16 protein-coding genes are annotated in these 19,030 nt (G+C 63.5%); all 16 read left to right on the top strand.

Annotated elements, in window-relative coordinates:
* Positions 1-95: 95 nt before the first annotated feature.
* The 16 genes from tsf to putA all read left to right on the top strand — a co-directional run bounded on the left by tsf (position 96) and on the right by putA (position 18,991).
* Positions 96-983: a translation elongation factor Ts gene (tsf, locus tag BMW28_RS09350; RefSeq protein WP_091817051.1), complete on the top strand. Its 888-nt coding sequence runs from the start codon at positions 96-98 to the stop codon at positions 981-983.
* Between the two features lie 111 nt (positions 984-1,094).
* On the top strand, positions 1,095-1,817 hold the full coding sequence (gene pyrH / locus BMW28_RS09345; protein WP_091817048.1) for a UMP kinase: 723 nt from the start codon (positions 1,095-1,097) through the stop codon (positions 1,815-1,817).
* Between the two features lie 44 nt (positions 1,818-1,861).
* Positions 1,862-2,422: a ribosome recycling factor gene (gene frr / locus BMW28_RS09340; protein WP_091817046.1), complete on the top strand. Its 561-nt coding sequence runs from the start codon at positions 1,862-1,864 to the stop codon at positions 2,420-2,422.
* A 45-nt stretch (positions 2,423-2,467) separates the two neighbouring features.
* Entirely contained in the window at positions 2,468-3,196 is a 729-nt protein-coding gene (gene uppS / locus BMW28_RS09335) for a polyprenyl diphosphate synthase (protein WP_091817044.1), read from the top strand.
* The gene (locus BMW28_RS09330) at positions 3,190-4,026 is read left to right on the top strand and encodes a phosphatidate cytidylyltransferase (protein WP_091817042.1); all 837 of its coding nucleotides are present in this window, start codon (positions 3,190-3,192) and stop codon (positions 4,024-4,026) included. The genes uppS and BMW28_RS09330 overlap by 7 nt, the downstream gene beginning before the upstream one ends.
* 20 nt (positions 4,027-4,046) lie before the next feature.
* Complete coding sequence (gene ispC / locus BMW28_RS09325; RefSeq protein ID WP_234970104.1) at positions 4,047-5,255, top strand: 1-deoxy-D-xylulose-5-phosphate reductoisomerase; 1,209 nt, start codon at positions 4,047-4,049, stop codon at positions 5,253-5,255.
* Positions 5,252-6,613, top strand: a complete 1,362-nt coding sequence (rseP, locus tag BMW28_RS09320; RefSeq protein ID WP_091817037.1) for an RIP metalloprotease RseP — start codon at positions 5,252-5,254, stop codon at positions 6,611-6,613. The genes ispC and rseP overlap by 4 nt, the downstream gene beginning before the upstream one ends.
* Positions 6,614-6,663: 50 nt before the next feature.
* Positions 6,664-9,114: an outer membrane protein assembly factor BamA gene (gene bamA / locus BMW28_RS09315; protein WP_091817035.1), complete on the top strand. Its 2,451-nt coding sequence runs from the start codon at positions 6,664-6,666 to the stop codon at positions 9,112-9,114.
* A gap of 2 nt (positions 9,115-9,116) precedes the next feature.
* Positions 9,117-9,671, top strand: a complete 555-nt coding sequence (locus BMW28_RS09310) for an OmpH/Skp family outer membrane protein (protein WP_091817033.1) — start codon at positions 9,117-9,119, stop codon at positions 9,669-9,671.
* A gap of 68 nt (positions 9,672-9,739) precedes the next feature.
* Positions 9,740-10,738 (top strand): UDP-3-O-(3-hydroxymyristoyl)glucosamine N-acyltransferase, encoded by a 999-nt coding sequence (lpxD, locus tag BMW28_RS09305; RefSeq protein WP_200785777.1) that lies wholly within the window; start codon positions 9,740-9,742, stop codon positions 10,736-10,738.
* Between the two features lie 5 nt (positions 10,739-10,743).
* On the top strand, positions 10,744-11,184 hold the full coding sequence (gene fabZ, locus BMW28_RS09300; protein WP_091817228.1) for a 3-hydroxyacyl-ACP dehydratase FabZ: 441 nt from the start codon (positions 10,744-10,746) through the stop codon (positions 11,182-11,184).
* Between the two features lie 19 nt (positions 11,185-11,203).
* On the top strand, positions 11,204-11,992 hold the full coding sequence (lpxA, locus tag BMW28_RS09295) for an acyl-ACP--UDP-N-acetylglucosamine O-acyltransferase (protein WP_091817031.1): 789 nt from the start codon (positions 11,204-11,206) through the stop codon (positions 11,990-11,992).
* Between the two features lie 166 nt (positions 11,993-12,158).
* Positions 12,159-13,322, top strand: coding sequence for a lipid-A-disaccharide synthase (gene lpxB / locus BMW28_RS09290; protein ID WP_091817030.1), 1,164 nt, complete (start codon positions 12,159-12,161; stop codon positions 13,320-13,322).
* Positions 13,294-13,944, top strand: a complete 651-nt coding sequence (rnhB, locus tag BMW28_RS09285) for a ribonuclease HII (protein WP_091817028.1) — start codon at positions 13,294-13,296, stop codon at positions 13,942-13,944. The genes lpxB and rnhB overlap by 29 nt, the downstream gene beginning before the upstream one ends.
* Positions 13,941-14,720 carry a TrmH family RNA methyltransferase gene (locus BMW28_RS09280; protein ID WP_091817026.1) on the top strand — a complete coding sequence of 260 codons (780 nt, stop codon included), beginning with the start codon at positions 13,941-13,943 and terminating at the stop codon, positions 14,718-14,720. Before rnhB ends, BMW28_RS09280 begins: the two co-directional genes overlap by 4 nt.
* A 251-nt stretch (positions 14,721-14,971) precedes the next feature.
* Positions 14,972-18,991, top strand: a complete 4,020-nt coding sequence (gene putA / locus BMW28_RS09275; RefSeq protein WP_091817024.1) for a trifunctional transcriptional regulator/proline dehydrogenase/L-glutamate gamma-semialdehyde dehydrogenase — start codon at positions 14,972-14,974, stop codon at positions 18,989-18,991.
* Positions 18,992-19,030: the final 39 nt, after the last annotated feature.

Here is a 19,030-nt window from a genome sequence, read left to right as displayed (position 1 = left end):
CCACGCCCATAAGGCACAATAAGGGAAGAGGGGCGCACTGTGCCCCTTTTCTGTAAGTACAGTCGAACGAACCAACTGAATACGGAGAACTACAGATGGCAGCAATTACCGCAAGCATGGTGGCCGAACTGCGCGGCAAGACCGATGCCCCGATGATGGAATGCAAGAAGGCCCTGACCGAAGCCGACGGCGACATGGTCAAGGCGGAAGAGATCCTGCGCGTCAAGCTGGGCAGCAAGGCCGGCAAGGCCGCAGCCCGCATCACTGCCGAAGGCGCCGTTGCCAGCACCATCGAGGGCAACAAGGGCTCCCTGGTGGAAGTCAACTGCGAAACCGACTTCGTGACCAAGAACGACAGCTTCCTGGCCCTGGTCAAGGCTGCTGCTGACCTGGTTGCCAAGAACAACCCCGCCGACGTCGAAGCCCTGGGCGCGCTGCCCTACGAGCAGGACGGCTTCGGCCCCACGCTGGAAGACGTGCGCAAGGGCCTGATCGGCAAGATCGGCGAGAACATGAGCTTCCGCCGCTTCAAGTACTTCGAAGGCAGCCAACTGGTGTCCTACCTGCATGGCACGCGCATCGGTGTGGTCGTCGAGTTCGAAGGCGACGAAACCGCTGCCAAGGACGTTGCCATGCACGTCGCCGCCATGAAGCCCGTGGCCCTGTCCAGCGCTGACGTTCCCGCCGAGCTGATCGAGCGCGAGCGCAGCGTTGCCAACGCCAAGGCTGTCGAATCCGGCAAGCCGGCCGACATCGCCGCCAAGATGGTCGAAGGCTCCGTTCAGAAGTACCTGAAGGAAGTGGCCCTGCTGAGCCAGCCCTTCGTCAAGAACGACAAGCAGACCGTCGAGCAGATGCTGAAAGAGAAGAACACCACCGTCAAGGGCTTCACCCTGTACGTGGTGGGCGAAGGCATCGAGAAGAAGGTGGACGATTTCGCCGCTGAAGTGGCCGCCCAGGTGGCAGCCGCCAAGCAGGGTTAATCAGATCCCCGCAAGGGCCTCGGAAAACGGGTGCATGCACCCGGCTTCCGCGGCCTTTTTTTCGCCTGTTCCATTTTCCCCAATCCGCTACCATCATCCTAGGAGATTGCCATGACCACCGAAAAACCCGCCGTTCAACGTGTACTGCTCAAGCTCTCCGGGGAGGCCCTGATGGGTGACGATGCCTACGGCATCAACCGCGAGACCATTCTGCGCATGGCCAATGAAGTGGCCGAGGTGAGCAAGCTGGGTGTCGAGGTGGCTGTGGTCATCGGTGGCGGCAACATTTTCCGCGGCATGGCTGGCGGCGCTGCCGGCATGGACCGCGCGACGGCCGATTACATGGGCATGCTGGCCACGGTGATGAACTCCCTGGCCCTGGCTGACACCATGAACAACATCGGCCTGACGGCGCGCGTGATGTCGGCCATCTCCATCGAGCAGGTGGTCGAGCCCTACGTGCGTCCCAAGGCGCTGCAGTACCTGGAAGAGGGCAAGGTGGTGGTGTTTGCTGCCGGTACCGGCAACCCCTTCTTCACGACCGACACTGCCGCTGCGCTGCGCGGCGCCGAGATCGGTGCGCAACTGGTGCTCAAAGCCACCAAGGTCGACGGCGTCTACACGGCCGATCCCAAGAAGGATCCGTCCGCGACCCGCTATGACAAGCTGACATTCGACGAAGCCATCGCGAAGAACCTGGGCATCATGGATGCCACCGCCTTTGCCCTGTGCCGTGACCAGAAACTGCCGATCAAGGTGTTCTCCATCTTCAAGCCGGGCGCACTCAAGCGCGTCGTGATGGGTGAAGATGAGGGCACACTGGTATATATTTGAACATTCCGCCCCTTGGAGCGAAATCAGTCATCTGGAGAGAAGTCATGTCGGTTGCCGATATCAAGAAAAACATGCAGGCCAAGATGGAGCAATCCATCAACGCGTTCAAGAACAACCTGACCAAAATCCGTACCGGCCGCGCCAACCCGGCCATCCTGGATACGGTGCTGGTGGATTACTATGGTTCGATGGTTCCGCTGAGCCAGGTGGCCAACGTGTCGGCCATCGACGCGCGTACCCTGAGCGTGCAGCCCTGGGAAAAGCCCATGGGCGCCAAGATCGAGAAGGCCATCCGCGAAAGCGACCTGGGCCTGAACCCCGCCAGCATGGGTGACCTGATCCGCGTGCCGATGCCGCCCATGAGCGAAGAGCGCCGCAAGGAAATGACCAAGATCGTGCGTCACGAAGGCGAGAACGCCAAGATCGCCATCCGCAACCTGCGCCGCGACGCCAACGAAGCCGTCAAGAAGCTGGTCAAGGACAAGGACATCTCCGAAGACGACCAGAAGCGCAGCGAAGCCGAGGTGCAGAAGATCACCGACAAGGAGATCGCGGCCATCGACCAGCTGGTGGTGTCCAAGGAACAGGACATCATGGCCGTGTAAGGCCTGCCGCCGGCGTCTGCTGGCGGCACGACCGGTAACGACCCGATGCGCAAGCCCTCATCGCCTGCTTCCGTGCCGCAGCACGTTGCCATCGTCATGGATGGCAATGGTCGCTGGGCGCGCAAGCGTTTCATGCCCCGTCTGGCGGGCCACCGTCAGGGGGTCGAATCCCTCAAGCGCTGCGTGCGCGCCTGTGCTGCCCGTGGCATTCGCGTGCTCACGGTTTTCGCGTTCTCTTCCGAAAACTGGAACCGGCCCGAAGATGAAGTCTCCGGGCTGATGGAGCTGCTGGGCAAGGCGCTGGCACGCGAAGTGCCGCAACTGCATGCCGATGGGGTGCAGCTGCATTTTGTCGGCTCGCGCAGTGGCCTGTCTGATGGCGTTCGCCAGGGGCTGGATGAGGCCGAGCGGACCACGCAAGGCAACCAGCGGCTGATCCTGAACGTCTGTTTCAACTATGGGGGTCGCTGGGACATTGCCCAGGCTGCAGCCGCACTGGCTGAGTGCGGTGAGCCGATCACCGAGGCCTCCCTGTCGGGTGCGATGGCACTGCATCATGTGCCGGATCCCGACCTGGTGATCCGCACCGGCGGTGAATTCCGCATCAGCAACTTCCTGCTGTGGCAATCGGCCTACAGCGAATTCCATTTCAGCGATGCTCTCTGGCCTGACTTCGATGAAGCGGCTCTGGATGGTGCCATCGCCGACTTTGCCAGCCGTGAGCGCCGTTTCGGCCAGACCTCCGAGCAGGTGCAGCAGGACGGCGAATGCTGAGGCAGCGCGTCATCACGGCAGTGCTGCTGCTGCTGGTTCTGCTAGCAGCCCTGTTTGCGCCGGTTGAATCGGCCTTCGGTCTGCTGATGGCCGTCATCATGGCGGCCGCTGCCTGGGAGTGGGCCCGTCTGAGTGGTTGCCAGTCTGGCATGTGCTGGGCCAGCGCCGCGCTTGCTGCAGGCGCCTGTGCCCTGATGACGTCCTGGGGCTGGCACGCCACTGCGTCCGATGGCGTACGCATTTTCGTGAGTCTTGCCAGTCTGGCCTGGTTGGGACTGGCTCCCTGGCTGCTGCGCGCCGGTGTGCCGGTGTGGCAGCGCATTCCCTCTCCCGTGCGTCTGGTAATGGGCCTGTTCGTTCTCTGTGCGGCCTGGCTGGCCGCCGTGCAACTGCACGGGCGCTTTGGTGTCTGGTATCTGCTGTCAGTGCTGGCCTTGGCCTGGGCCGCTGACATTTCCGCCTATTTCGCTGGTCGTGCATTCGGCAAGCGCAAGCTGGCGCCATCCATCAGTCCCGGCAAGAGCTGGGCAGGCGTGTATGGCGGTGTGGCGGGTGCGTTGCTGCTGGCACTGATCTGCAGCCAGCTGTCCGTTTCCAACTTCCATGCCGACATTGCGGCGCGCGCCGGCATTCCGGTGCTGCTGCTGGTGGTGGCGGCATTGACGGCCATGAGCGTGGTCGGCGATCTGGTCGAATCCCTCATGAAGCGCAGCATGGGCCTGAAGGACAGCAGCCAGCTGCTGCCCGGGCACGGCGGCGTGCTGGATCGCATCGATGCGCTGTTGCCCGTACTGCCCCTGGCCCTGACTGTTACCCTGTGGCTGGCGTGAGCCGGCCTGAGCGCATGACCGTGTCCTCCTCCTTTTCCTCCCCGCAGCAAATCACCGTCCTCGGCGCTACCGGCTCCATCGGAAACAGCACGCTGGATGTGATTGCCCGCCATCCCGGTCAGTTTCAGGTGTTTGCGCTGAGCGCGGCTACCCAGACCGACAAGATGCTGGAGCTGTGTCGCCGCTTTTCCCCGCGTTTTGCCGTGATGGCATCGGAGCCCCACGCGCAAGCCTTGCGCGATGCATGCAAGGCGCATGGCCTGTCGGTCGAGGTGCTGAGTGGCGAGTCGGGGCTGGTCGAGGTATCCCGCCATCCCGAGGTGGATGCCGTGATGGCTGCCATCGTCGGCGCAGCCGGGCTGGCGCCCTGCCTGGCAGCGGCCCGCGCGGGCAAGCGCCTGCTGCTGGCCAACAAGGAGGCTCTCGTGGTTGGCGGCCGTGTGTTTCTGGACGCCGTGCAGCAGGGTGGGGCCACGCTGCTGCCGATCGACAGCGAGCATTCGGCCATCTTCCAGTCGCTGCCGGATGATCCGGCAACCTGGCAGCAGCGGGTCGAGAAAATCATCCTGACGGCATCCGGTGGCCCGTTCCGCAGTGCGGATCCCGCGACGCTCAAGAGCGTCACGCCAGAGCAGGCCTGTGCCCATCCCAACTGGAGCATGGGCCGCAAGATCTCGGTGGATTCCGCCACCATGATGAACAAGGCGCTCGAAGTGATCGAGGCGCACTACCTGTTCGGCATGTCGCCGGAGCGCATGGGCGTGGTGATTCATCCGCAGAGCATCGTGCACTCCATGGTGCAGTACCGCGATGCTTCCATCGTGGCACAGATGGGTACGCCCGACATGCGCGTGCCGATTGCCTACGGGTTGTCCTGGCCCGAGCGCATCGAGAGCGGGGCAGCGGCGCTGGATTTTGCCAGCCTGTCGGCCATGACCTTCGAAGCGGTGGACCAGCACGGCCACCCGGAGCGCTTTCCCTGCCTGCCGCTGGTCTGGCAGGTGCTGCAGGCGCAGCCGGGCAGCACGGCGGTACTCAATGCTGCCAACGAAGTGGCCGTGGCATCCTTCCTGGATCGCCGCATCCGTTTCGACCAGATCTATCAGGTCAATGCGGCAACGCTCGAGCAATCGCGCTTTGCCGCTCCGCAGTCACTGGATGACCTGCTGGCCCTGGACCAGCAGTCGCGCGCGCTGGCGAACGAGCTGGTGGCCCGCTTGCAGGCATGATCACGCTGCTGGCTTTTCTCGTCGCGCTGGGCCTGCTCATCACCATCCATGAGTACGGCCACTACCGCGTGGCACGCGCCTGTGGCGTCAAGGTGCTGAAGTTCTCGGTCGGCTTCGGCAAGCCGCTGTGGAGCTGGACAAGTCCCCGCAGTGGCACCGAATATGCCGTGGCGGCGCTGCCGCTGGGTGGCTTCGTTCGCATGCTGGATGAGCGTGAAGCGCCGGTGCCTGTAGACCAGCGTCATCTTGCCTTCAACACCCAGTCGGTCTGGAAACGCATTGCCATCGTGGCCGCAGGGCCGCTGGCCAACCTCCTGCTTGCCGTGCTGATCTACAGCGGTCTGGCATGGTATGGCATGTCCGAAGTCAGCCCGGTGATTGCACAGCCTGCTCCCGGCAGTCTGGCTGACCAGGCAGGGTTGCGCAGTGGCGATCGCATCGTGTCCCTGCGCTGGCTCAATGACGAGGCTGAAGAAGCGCAGCCGGTGCGTTCGCTCGGCACCCTGCAATGGGAATTGACGCAGGCAGCGCTGCAAGGGCGCGATGTCGAACTGCAGGCCAGCCATGGCAGCGATGCCACGCGCTCCCATGTCCTGGCCTTACAGCAGGCCGGCCTGAGTGACGTGGATGCGCAGACGCTGGAGAGGATCGGCTTGGCGGCCCCCTTCATGCCGGCCATGGTCGGTGAACTCGCGCCGGGTGATCCGGCGGACCGTGCCGGCCTGCGCACCGGCGACCGCGTTCTGCGCGTGGACGATGAGCCGATCGAAGATGCAGCGCAATTGCGCCGCCTGGTGCGCGCCGAGACCGGGGGCAAGGCGCAGCGCTGGCAGGTGAGCCGCAATGGCGAAACGCTGGATATCGAGGTCACGCCGGAAACCGTTCAGCAGGAGGGCGTCACCATCGGTCGCATCGGCGCATTCCTGGGCGCTCCGCCCGAGATGACCACGGTGCGCCTCGGTGCTTTTGACGGCATGCAGCATGGCATGCAGCGCACCTGGGACATGGCGGCTTTCAGCCTGCGCATGCTGGGCCGCATGGTGATGGGCGATGCATCCCTCAAGAATCTGAGCGGCCCGATCAGCATTGCCGACTATGCAGGACGCTCGGCCCGCGCCGGTCTGGCGACCTATGTTGCATTTCTTGCGCTGATCAGCGTGAGTCTTGGGGTACTCAATTTGTTGCCAATCCCGATCTTGGACGGTGGTCACCTGATGTATTATTTGTGGGAAGCTGCCACGGGTCGGGCTGTGCCTGATGCGTTTGTGCAGCGCCTGCAGCAGATCGGAATGGCCATTCTGATCGGCCTCATGGGCATAGCCCTTTTCAATGATCTCTCCCGCGTACTGGGCACCTAGTGCCCAGAGGCGGGTTGCGGGCTATGCCTGAATCAACACAAGCGATATTCATGAAGCGAACCTCCCTGCCTTTCCGCCACACCGCTGTTGCAGCCGTCGTGGGTCTGGGTTTCCTCGCCAATGCAGCGTGGGCCGTCACTCCCTTCGTCGTGAAGGATGTCAAGGTTGAAGGCCTGCAGCGGGTCGATGCCGGTACCGTGTTTGCCTCCATCCCCGTCAAGGTGGGCGAGACTTACGATGATGACAAGGGTTCCGCCGCCATCCGCGCGCTGTACAGCCTGGGCCTGTTCAGCGATGTGAAGGTGGAAACGCGTGGCAGCGACGTGATCGTGGTGGTGCAGGAGCGCCCGACCATCAACGAAGTCACGCTGACCTCCATCGATGCCTTCGACAAGAAGCTGATCATGGCCGGCCTGGCAGGTGCAGGCGTGGCCGCTGGCCGTCCGTTCGACAAGGCCGCCGAGGACCTGGCCGTGCAGGAGCTCAAACGCCAGTACGAAGGCAAGGGCTACTACGGCACGGAAGTCGTCACCACGGTCACCCCGATCGACCGCAACCGCGTCAACGTCAACTTCACCGTGCATGAGGGCGCTTCTGCCCGCATCCGCAGCATCCGTTTTGTCGGCAACCAGGCGTTCAGCGAGTCCACGCTGCGGGGGCAGATGGAGCAGGATACCGGTGGCTGGATGTCCTGGTACACCAAGTCCAACCGCTACTCGCAGCAGCGCCTGAACAGCGACCTGGAGGCGGTGCGCAGCTACTATCTGAACCGCGGTTACCTCGAGTTCAAGGTCGACTCCACCCAGGTGGCACTGTCTCCCGACAAGCGTGACATCGACATCACCGTCAACGTGACCGAGGGGCCGAAGTACGTGGTCTCCGGCGTCTCTCTGGCGGGCAACTTCCTCGACAAGGAAGATGAATTCAGCTCGCTGGTCAAGGTCAAGCCGGGCGAGGCCTACAAGGCCGATGACGTCGCCGCCACGGTCAAGGCCATGACCGACCGTTTCGGCAACTATGGTTTTGCCTTTGCCAAGGTCACGCCGCAGCCCTCCATCGACCGCGAGAAGCAGCAGGTGGCGCTGGTATTCACGGCCAGCCCCGATCAGCGCGCCTACGTGCGCCGCATCAACGTGGCCGGCAACACCAAGACGCGCGACGAAGTGATCCGCCGCGAACTGCGCCAGTTCGAATCGTCCTGGTATGACGCCGACAAGATCAAGCTCTCACGCGACCGCGTGGATCGTCTGGGCTACTTCAACGAAGTGACGGTGGATACCACGCCCGTGCCGGGTACTTCGGACCAGGCGGATCTGACGGTTGGGGTCAAGGAACGCCCGACGGGCTCTCTTCAGATCGGCGCTGGCTATTCCTCCACTGACAAAGTGTCGCTGTCTGCGGGGGTGAGCCAGGACAATATCTTCGGTTCGGGTCAGTCGCTGTCCGCGGAAGTCAACACCAGCAAGTACAACCGTTCGGCGTCGATTTCTTCGGTAGACCCCTATTTCACCAGTGACGGTGTTTCGCGCACATTCAATGTGTTTTACAACCGTAGCGAACCGTATGCTTCACAGGGCAGCGGTTCCTACGATTACCGTATCCAGCAACTGGGGGGCAATATCAGTTTCGGTATTCCGTTTACCGAGCGTGATACGGTGTACTTTGGTGGCGGTTTTGAGCAATACAAGATTCAACCTGGTAGTTCCGCTCTACCGCTTGAGAACAAGTTGACGAACGAGCAATGGCAATTTCTTGCGGCAAACGCCTGTAGCTCCGGGAGCTTCAGCAACCCTTTGACGGCTGATGACAAGCAGTACATTGCTGACAACTGCAAGACAAGCGCCTATGGCATCCCATTGACAGTCGGTTGGTCACGCGATTCCCGTGACAGCTCGCTTGCGCCGACAACGGGCATCTATCAGCGTCTGACCGGTGCGGTTAGTCCTGCAGGGGATCTCAAATATGCGTTGGCCAACTACCGGTTCCAGTATTACTACCCGTTGAACAAGCAATACACTTTGGCGTTCAACACGGATCTTGGTTACGGCAAGGGTCTGGGCAACAAGGACTTCCCTTTCTTCAAGAACTACTATTCCGGGGGGCTTGGTTCGGTGAGGGGTTTTGACCAAGGTACGCTGGGTCCGAAGAGTGTGGCGTATGACGGCAGTACTTACTCGGTTGGCGGGAACAAGATGTTCAACGTGAACCTTGAGTTGATCACGCCGTTCCCGGGAGCTGGCAATGATAAGACCCTGCGGATGTTTGGTTTTGTGGATGCCGGAAACGTGTATTCTGATCGTCCGGGGGCATACAATCCGGCAGTGAACAAGGAAGGTGTTAATGTTAACGAGCACGCCAAGAAAGTTCGCGTCTCTGCAGGCGCGGGCATTCGCTGGCTGTCACCCATGGGCCCGCTCAGCCTGGCGTTCGGTTTCCCGATCAAGAAGTACGAGGGTGATAAACTGCAGAAGGTTCAATTCCAGATTGGCACCACGTTCTGATCATGAAGTCTCGTTTTTCTTTCTCCACAATCGGGGCAGCGTTGCTGCTGTCGTCGGCAGCCTTGCTGGGGTGTGCTGCGCAGGCGCAGGTTGCGCCCGCTGCTGAGCCGGCCGCATTGGCTGCTACCCGCATCGGTTTCGTGAATACGGATCGCCTGTTCAGTGAGACCAATGCTGCGCAGAAGGCGCAGGGCAAGCTCAAGCAGGAATTTGCCAGCCGTGAAAAGCAGCTGATGGGCATGGGCGAGAGCCTCAAAAAGGCCATGGACCAGTTCGAGAAGGACGCTCCGCGTCTGTCCGAACAGCAGCGTGCTGAACGCCAGCGTCAGTTGCTCACGCAGGATGCCGAGTTCCAGCAGAAGCGTCGCGAGTTTCAGGAAGACCTGAACAATCGCAAGAACGAAGAGTTGCAGCAGTTGCTGGATCGCGCCAACCGCGTGGTGATCCAGGTGGCCAAGGCCGAGCGCTATGACGTGATCCTGCAGGAAGCCGTCTATGTGGACCGACGCCTCGACATTACCGACAAGGTCATTGCCGCACTCAACGCCGGCAAGTAAGGTAGCGCAGGCTGGCTACCGCGAAAGGCGCCTTGGCGCCTTTTTTCATGATTCAGGAGAGAGCCATGGTGGATGTGAGCGTACAGGAGATTGTCGAGGCCATGCAGGCCCATGGGGGAGAGCTGCACGGAGATGGCAGCATCCGCGTGGCGCGCATTGCGGCGCTGGAGCATGCGACGGCTGACAGCATCAGCTTCCTGAGCAATCCCCGCTTTGCCGATCTGCTGGACAGCACACCAGTGGCCTGCCTGATCGTGGCGCCTGCCATGCTGGACGCTGCCAGCAAGCCGGGGCGCGCCTGCATCGTCACGGACAACCCGTATGCCTGGTACGCCCACTTCACGCAGTGGTGGAAGCGCCGTACTCGTCCCGCACCCGAGCACCACATTCATCCCAGTGCCGTGGTCCATCCGGAAGCAGAGGTGCACGAGACGGCCATCATCGGCCCCCTGTGCGTGGTGGAGCGTGGCGCACGCGTGGGCGCGCACAGCTGGCTCAAGTCGCGCGTGCAGCTGAGCGAGGGCTGCAGTGTGGGAGAGCGATGCATCATCCATCCGGGTGCCGTCATCGGCGCCGATGGCTTCGGCTTTGCCCTGGTGAAGGGCGGCGGCTGGACCAAGATCGAGCAGCTGGGCGCGGTGCGCATCGGCAACGACGTGGAGATCGGTGCCAATACCTGCGTCGACCGCGGTGCGATCGACGACACCGTGATCGAGGATGGGGTGAAGCTCGACAACCTGATCCAGATCGCGCACAACGTGCACCTGGGCCGCAACGTGGCCATGGCGGCCAACGCCGGCATTGCCGGCAGCACCACGGTGGAGGAGGGCGTCACCATTGGCGGCGCGGCCAACATCATGGGGCACAGCCGGCTGGTCAAGGGCGTGAACGTTTCGGCCACCACTTTCGTGTCGCGCTCCATCCTCAAGCCCGGTACCTATTCGGGACACTTTCCCTTCGACGATAATGCAAGCTGGGAAAAGAATGCTGCGGTGGTTCGCCAGCTCTCCAAGCTGCGTGAGCGCGTCCGCAGCCTAGAACGTCAACTTTCGGAACAACAACAATGAAATCGATGGACATCCACCAAGTCATCAAGCGCCTGCCGCACCGCTATCCCTTCCTGCTGGTGGACCGGGTGCTGGAACTCGAGGATGGCAAGCGCATCAAGGCGCTGAAGAATGTGACCATCAACGAGCCCTTCTTTGTGGGGCACTTCCCCAACCGTCCGGTGATGCCGGGCGTGCTGATGCTGGAAGCGCTGGCGCAGACTTCGGCGCTGCTGTCCATGATTCCCGAGGGTGAAGAACTGGCACCCGACGTGCTGTATTACTTCGTCGGCATCGACAATGCGCGCTTCAAGCGTCCGGTGGAGCCGGGCGACCAGTTGATCATGGAAGCGACCATGGAGCGCGCCCGCGCCGGCATCTACAAGTTCCACGCCAAGGCGTCGGTTGATGGCGAACTGGTCTGCGAAGCCGACCTGATGTGCACCATCCGCAAGGTCGAGTCCTGATCCGGAGAAAGGCAGCCGCATGTCCCTGATTCACCCCACCGCGCTCATCGATCCTGCGGCCGAACTGGCGGCGGATGTCGAGGTAGGTCCTTATGCCGTGATCGGTCCCGATGTGCGCATCGGGCGGGGCAGCAAGATCGGCGCGCACTGCGTGGTCCAGGGCCATACGACCATCGGCGAAGACAACACCTTCTTCCAGTTCAGCTCGATTGGCGCTGCGCCGCAGGACAAGAAGTATGCGGGAGAGCCGACGCAGTTGGTGATTGGTGACCGCAATACGGTGCGCGAGTTCTGCACCTTCAATACCGGCACCGCGCAGGACAGTGGCTGCACGCGCATCGGCAATGACAACTGGATCATGGCCTATGTGCATATTGCACATGACGTGCAGCTGGGCAGCCAGACCATTCTGGCCAACAATGCGACGCTGGCCGGCCACGTGCATGTGGGCGACTGGGTGATCATCGGTGGCCTGTCGGGCGTGCACCAGTTCGTCAAGATCGGCGCACATGCGATGGTGGGATTTTCTTCGGCCATCAGCCAGGATGTGCCGCCGTTCATCATGGCGGACGGCAATCCGGCGGCCGCGCGCGGCTTCAACGTCGAGGGGCTGCGTCGTCGTGGTTTCGGACCGGAGCGCATTGCGGCGGTCAAGGCCATGTACCGCCAGATCTACCGGGCGGGGCTCACGCTGGAGCAGGCTGTCGAGGGTCTGCCTGCCATCGAGGCCGAACGCCCGGAAGCGGCTGCTGATGTGCAACTGATGCGTGATTTTCTCGCCGCATCGCGTCGCGGCATTGTGCGCTGACGGGTTGCTGAGCAACATGCCGAACGATTTCGCTGCTGCCTTGGCTGGCGCTGCCGCCTCTGGGCCGGTTCGCCCGTCTGCCGGCATGCCAGGGGCTGCAGCTGCTCAAACAGACAGTGCCTCTTCGGCAACGCTCCAGCTTGCGGGCGTCGCATCGTCGGCTGCCATGACTTCTGCTGCGGCATCTGGTGATGGATTGCAACTGGCCATGGTCGCAGGCGAGGCCTCCGGTGACCTGTTGGCCAGCCTGTTGCTGCAGGGTGCGCGCCAACGCTGGCCGCAGTTGCAGGCGCGAGGGATCGGCGGTGCGCACATGGAGGCCGAGGGCTTTGTCGCCCAATGGCCGAGCGAGGCGCTGGCCGTGCATGGTTACAGCCTGGAGGTGCTGCGTCGCGTGGCGGGCATCTGGCAGATTCGCAATGAGCTGCGCCAGCAGCTGCTGGCGCACAAGCCGGATCTGTTCGTGGGTGTGGATGCGCCCGATTTCAACCTGGGACTGGAAGAAGACCTGCGCGCTGCCGGCGTGCGCACGGTGCACTTTGTCTGTCCGTCCATCTGGGCCTGGCGTCCGGAGCGCGTGCACAAGATCCGTCGTGCGGCAGACCATGTGCTGTGCATTTTCCCGTTCGAGCCGGACCTGCTGGCCCGGCATGGCATCCCCAGTACCTATGTGGGCCATCCGCTGGCCAATACCTTGCCGCTGGAGCCGGATCAGGCCGGGGCACGACGCACGCTGGGCCTGCCGGAAGTAGGAGAAGTGCTCGCCTTGCTGCCGGGCAGTCGTGGTTCCGAGATCCAGTATCTCGCTCCCCGTTTTCTGGACGCCGCACGCCTGCTGCAGAAGCAGCGCCCGGGCCTGCAGTGCGTGCTGCCGGCTGTGCCGGCGCAGTACCAGCGTGTGCGCCAGCTGGTGCGTGAGGCGGGCATGGAAGGGCAGGTGCAGGTTGTGAAGGGGCAGTCGCATGCGGTGCTGGCTGCCTGTGATGTCACGCTGATTGCCAGTGGCACGGCCACGCTGGAGGCGGCGCTGTTCAAGCGTCCGATGGTGATTTCCTACGCCATGCATCCTGTTTCTGCCGTGCTGATGCGGCGCAAGCAGCTGCAGCCCTGGGTGGGTCTGCCCAACATCCTGTGCCGTGACTTCGTGGTGCCGGAATTGCTGCAGGATCAGGCCACGCCGCGCGCGCTGGCCGCTGCCGTGAATGACTGGTTCGACCAGCCCGCGCGCATTGCTGCCGTGCGCGCCCGATTTACCGAGCTGCACCATGTGCTGCAGCGTGATACTGCCCGATTGGCTACCGATGCGATCGCCCAGGTTCTCTCCCGCTAACCAGGTTGCCTTGCCTTGGGACGCGCCCGATGGACTGATTGCCGGTGTGGACGAAGCCGGCCGTGGTCCGCTGGCGGGGCCGGTGGTGGCAGCTGCCGTCATTCTGGACGAGCAGAAGCCGATCGCCGGTCTGGCGGATTCCAAGCAATTGACGGCCGCGCGCCGCGAGAAGCTCTACGATGCCATTTTGGCCCATGCGTTGTGCTGCAGCATCGGGCAGGCCAGCGTGGAAGAGATCGATACGCTCAATATCCTCCAGGCCACCATGCTGGCCATGCGCCGTGCCGTGGAGGGCTTGCGCCTGCTGCCGCACAAGGTGCTGGTGGACGGCAACCGCATTCCGGAGCTGCGCGTGCGCGCCGAGGCCATTGTGCAGGGGGATGCCAAAGTTGCTACGATTTCGGCGGCCTCCATCGTGGCCAAGGTGACGCGCGACCGCTGGTGCCGTGATATCGAGCAGCAGTTTCCCGGCTATGGTTTCGAGCGCCACAAGGGATATGGCACGGCAGAGCATTTGCAGGCGCTGCGTACCCTGGGTGCCACTCCCTATCACCGTCGCAGCTTTGCTCCGGTAGCCATGGTGCTGCGGCAAGGCGCTGTGGGGATCGAGGTGAGCCGATGAAAGTCGTCCACATCTCCGCGCGTGACAACGCGCTGGTCAAGCAACTCCGCAAACTGGCGCAGGACCCGGGAGCCTATCGCAAGCAGGGGCAGATCTGGGTGGAGGGCGACCATCTGTGTCGTGCTGCACTGGAGCGGGGAGTGCGGCCGGCATGGGCCGTGATTGCTGCCCGTGCCTGGGGGCAGATTCCCGGGGCCTGGTACGCTGGCGCCGAGCGGGTGGCGGTGCTGGATGATGCGCTGTTTGCCCAGGTGAGCACGCTGGAGTCTCCTGCCAGCATGGGTTTTCTTCTGGAGTGGGCGGCCGAGGTGCAGCCCCGGTTTCAGCCGGATGTGGACAGTGTGGTACTGGATCGCATCCAGGACGCCGGCAATGTCGGCTCGATTCTGCGCAGCGCGAGCGCACTGGGGTTCAAGCAGGTGCTGGCGTTGAAAGGCACGGCTGCACTGTGGTCGCCCAAGGTGCTGCGTGCCGGCATGGGGGCACATTTCGGGCTGCAATTGCACGAAGGGCTGACGCTGGAGCAGCTGGAGGTACTGCAGGTGCCCTTGCTGGTCACCCATCTGCAGGGCAGCACCCCTTTGCATGAGGCGAATCTGCCCAGCCCTTGCGCCTGGGTGCTGGGCCATGAAGGGCAGGGCGTGCAGGAGGCTCTGGTGCAGCGTGCATCACAGCTGCTGCGCATTGCCCAGCCGGGCGGAGAAGAGTCCCTGAACGTGGCAGCGGCGGCGGCGATCTGCCTGCATGCCAGCTGTGTGGCGCAGCTGTCTCGCTGAGCCTGCGCGAAAGCTGCCTGCCGCAGTTTTCCCAAAAAATCGCGCTTGAAAAACTGCCTTGTCCAAGTAGGGTCTTGGTACATTTGCGTCTCTTTTTCATTCGGGAAACCGTCGTACAGGTGTTTCGCCTAGGGAATACCCCGAGTCAAAGTCTGTAAACCCACTCGTATCATCGCACCCCATTCAAAGGTTGCACCTTGAATCTGCAAAAGGTGCAACCTTTTTTACGTGAGTGAATGAAAGGACGAGACATGGCGAGCACCATGGGAATCAAGGTGGACGATGCGCTGCGTGATCGCATCCGCAATGCGGCACAGGGCATGGAACGCACTCCGCACTGGCTGGTGAAGCAGGCCATTGTGCAGTATGTCGAGGCACTGGAGCGTGGCCAGTCCGTGATCCATCTGACGCAGCCCGGCGCAGTGGCGCAGGAAGAGGAGGTGCAACCCGAATCTGCTCAGATGGCAGAAGAGGTGCAACCTTTCCTCGAGTTTGCCCAGGGCATCCTGCCGCAGACGCCGTTGCGTGCAGCGATCACGGCCGCCTGGCACCGTCCCGAGCCGGAATGCCTGCCGGTGCTGCTGCCGATGGCGCGTGCCGATGACGCCCAGCAGGCGCAATCCGTGCAGCGCCTGGCCAGCCAGCTGGTGCAGGGCCTGCGTGATGCGCCGGTGACGAGCGGTGTTGCGGCGCTGGTGCAGGAGTTTTCGCTGTCCAGCCAGGAGGGTGTGGCCCTGATGTGCCTGGCCGAAGCGCTGCTGCGCATCCCGGACCGTGCCACGCGCGATGCTCTGATCCGCGACAAGATTAGCCACGGCGACTGGCGCGCCCATGTGGGCCGTTCGCCTTCCATGTTCGTCAACGCCGCGGCCTGGGGCCTGGTGATTACCGGCAAGCTGACCAGCACCACCAGCGAGAAGAGTCTGTCTTCTGCGCTGACGCGCGTGATCGGCAAGGGCAGCGAGCCGCTGATCCGCCAGGGCGTGCACCGTGCCATGAAGCTGATGGGCGAGCAGTTCGTCACCGGACAGAATATTGCCGAAGCGCTGGCCAACAGCCGTTCGTTCGAGAAGAAGGGCTTCCGCTACAGCTATGACATGCTGGGCGAAGCGGCCGCGACCGAGGCGGACGCCAAGCGCTACCTGCGCGACTACGAGCAGGCCATCCATGCAATTGGCGCGGCATCTGCCGGGCGCGGCATTTTTGAAGGGCCGGGCATTTCCATCAAACTCTCGGCCCTGCATCCGCGCTACACCCGCGCACAGTACGACCGCGTGATGGGCGAGCTGCTGCCACGTGTGCTGATGCTGGCCGAGCTGTGCAAGCGCTACGACATCGGCATGAACATCGATGCCGAAGAAGCCGACCGTCTGGAGCTGTCGCTGGATCTGCTGGAAGCGCTGTGTGCTGCTCCCTCGCTGCGTGGCTGGAACGGCATCGGCTTTGTGGTGCAGGCCTACCAGAAGCGCTGCCCGCATGTGATCGACTACCTGATCGATCTGGCGCGCCGCACACGCCGCCGCCTGATGATCCGTCTGGTAAAGGGCGCCTACTGGGACAGCGAGATCAAGCGCGCCCAGGTGGATGGCATGGACGGCTATCCGGTCTATACGCGCAAGGTCTATACCGATGTGAGCTATCTGGCCTGCGCGCGCAAGCTGCTGGCAGTTCCGGATGCGATCTATCCCCAGTTCGCCACGCACAATGCCCAGTCGCTGGCGGCGATCTACCACATGGCAGGTGCCAACTACTACAGCGGCCAGTATGAATTCCAGTGCCTGCACGGCATGGGCGAGCCTCTGTATGAGCAGGCGACCGGTCTGGTGGGAGACGGCAAGCTGGGACGACCGTGCCGTGTCTACGCGCCGGTGGGCAGCCACGAGACGCTGCTTGCCTATCTGGTGCGCCGCCTGCTGGAAAACGGCGCCAACACCTCCTTCGTCAACCGCATTGGCGATGCCAGTGTGCCGGTCTCGGAGCTGGTGGCCGATCCGGTACAGGAAGTGCAGGCGCTGGCCGAGGAAGAGGGTGTGATTGGTGCTCCCCACCCGCGCATTCCCCTGCCGGTGGACCTGTTCGCCGGGCAGGGCGAGCAGGCGCGGGCCAACTCGCGTGGTTTCAATGTGGCCCACGAGCAGCAACTGGCCTCGCTGGCCGCGGCGCTGTTGCACAGCACCCGCGAAGCGCATTGTGCGGCACCGGCTGATGCGGACGTGCCCGAAGAGCTGTCTCAGGCCGAAGGCTGGCAGGCCGTGCGCAACCCGGCCGACCAGCGCGATACCGTGGGCTGGGTGCAGGAAGCCACTGCCGAACAGGTGGCCGCTGCCGCCACGCGTGCCAGCCTGGCCGCGCCGATCTGGGCGGGTACGCCTCCGCAGCAGCGCGCCGATGCCCTGCAGCGCGCTGCCGATCTGCTGGAGCAGCGCAGCCAAGGCCTGCTGGGCCTGATCATGCGCGAAGCCGGCAAGACACTGAACAACGCCGTTGCCGAAGTGCGCGAGGCTGTGGACTTTCTGCGCTATTACGGCGCCCAGGCGGCAGCGCAGTTCGACAGCGGCACGCATCGTCCGCTGGGCGTGGTGCTGGCCATCAGTCCCTGGAACTTTCCGCTGGCCATTTTCTGCGGCCAGGTCGCTGCAGCGCTCGCTGCCGGCAATGCCGTGATTGCCAAGCCGGCCGAGCAGACGCCGCTGACCGCTGCCGCCATGGTTGACATCCTGCATGAAGCCGGCGTGGCCGAGGATGCCCTGCAGCTGCTGCCCGGCACCGGTGAAACCGTGGGTGCAGCGCTGGTGGCGCACCCGGCCGTGGGCGGCGTGATGTTCACCGGCTCCACCGAAGTGGCCCGCGCCATCGCGCGCCAGCTGGCGCTGCGCCTGTCGCCCAACGGTCAGCCGATTCCGCTGATTGCCGAAACCGGTGGCCAGAACGCCATGGTGGTGGATTCTTCGGCTCTGGCCGAGCAGGTGGTGGCCGATGTGCTGGCCTCTGCCTTCGATTCTGCCGGCCAGCGCTGCTCCGCACTGCGCCTGCTGTGCGTGCAGGACGACGTGGCTGACCGCACCGTGGGCATGCTCAAGCAGGCCCTGCAGGAATGGACGCTGGGCAATCCCGACCGTCTGCACACCGACGTCGGCCCGGTGATCGACGCCGAAGCACGCCAGCAGATCGAAGCCCATATCGAACGCATGGAAGCCGCCGGCCAGCCCGTGACGCGCGTGACGCGCGGCGAAGGACTGGAGCAGGGCCATTTCGTGCGCCCTGCCATCATCGAGCTCGACAGCGTGGAACGCCTGACGCGCGAAGTGTTCGGCCCCGTGCTGCACGTGCTGCGCTTCAAGCGCGACGAGCTGGATCAGCTGGTGGACGGCATCAATGCCACCGGCTACGGCCTGACCTTCTGCGTGCACAGCCGCATCGACGAAACCATCGACCGCATGACGCAGCGCGTGCATGCCGGCAACCTGTACGTCAACCGCAACCAGATCGGTGCCGTGGTAGGGGTGCAGCCCTTTGGCGGCATGGGCCTGTCCGGCACCGGCCCCAAGGCGGGCGGCCCGCTGTACCTGTACCGTCTGGTGCAGGCGAGCGAAGCGCATGCGGATCTGGATGCGCTGCCGGGGGCCAGCACGCAGCTGGCCGATGAGCCAGCCCTCCCCGCCGCACAAGCTGCACTGGATGCCTTGAAGCGCATCGTGACGGAAGAGGGCCTCAGTGGCTTGCCAGCGCACGAGCGCGATGCCGCACAGCAGGCCTGCGCCTGCGCGGCAGCCGGATCACGCCTCGGCTACAGCGAACTGATGCCTGGCCCCACCGGCGAGACCAACCGCTATCGCCTGCTGCCACGCGGTGGCGTATGGGCCATGCCGCAAACGGCACTGGGCCTGGTGCACCAGCTTGCCGCTGCCTTTGCGACCGGCAATCCCTGCCATGTCGTGGGCTCGCCGTCGGATGCCGTCACCTCCAGCCTCACTGTGCTGCTGCAGGTGCCCGAACTGTCCGGATGGGTGAGTGCGGGCAACGTCGACGCCTTGACGGATAATGCCACCCCCATGCAGGTCCTGCTGTTCGAGGGCGATGGCGATGCCTTGCTCGAAGTCGGCACGCGCGTCGCCTCCCGCGACGGCAATCTGGTCCGCATGGACAGCCGCCGCAGCGACGAACTCGCCGCGGGCCACGGCTACACGCTTTCGGCGCTGATGCACGAACAGAGCATCAGCACGAATACCGCCGCCGCCGGCGGCAACGCCCAGCTCATGACGATGGCCTGAGTCGGCATTTTCCGGTGCACAGCGGCGCGTCCGCCACAA

It is taken from the genome of Allobrachymonas denitrificans DSM 15123 (assembly GCF_900110225.1).
GTDB classification, from domain to species: Bacteria; Pseudomonadota; Gammaproteobacteria; order Burkholderiales; family Burkholderiaceae_C; genus Brachymonas; species Brachymonas denitrificans.
This window is presented reverse-complemented; position numbering and strand designations above follow the sequence as displayed.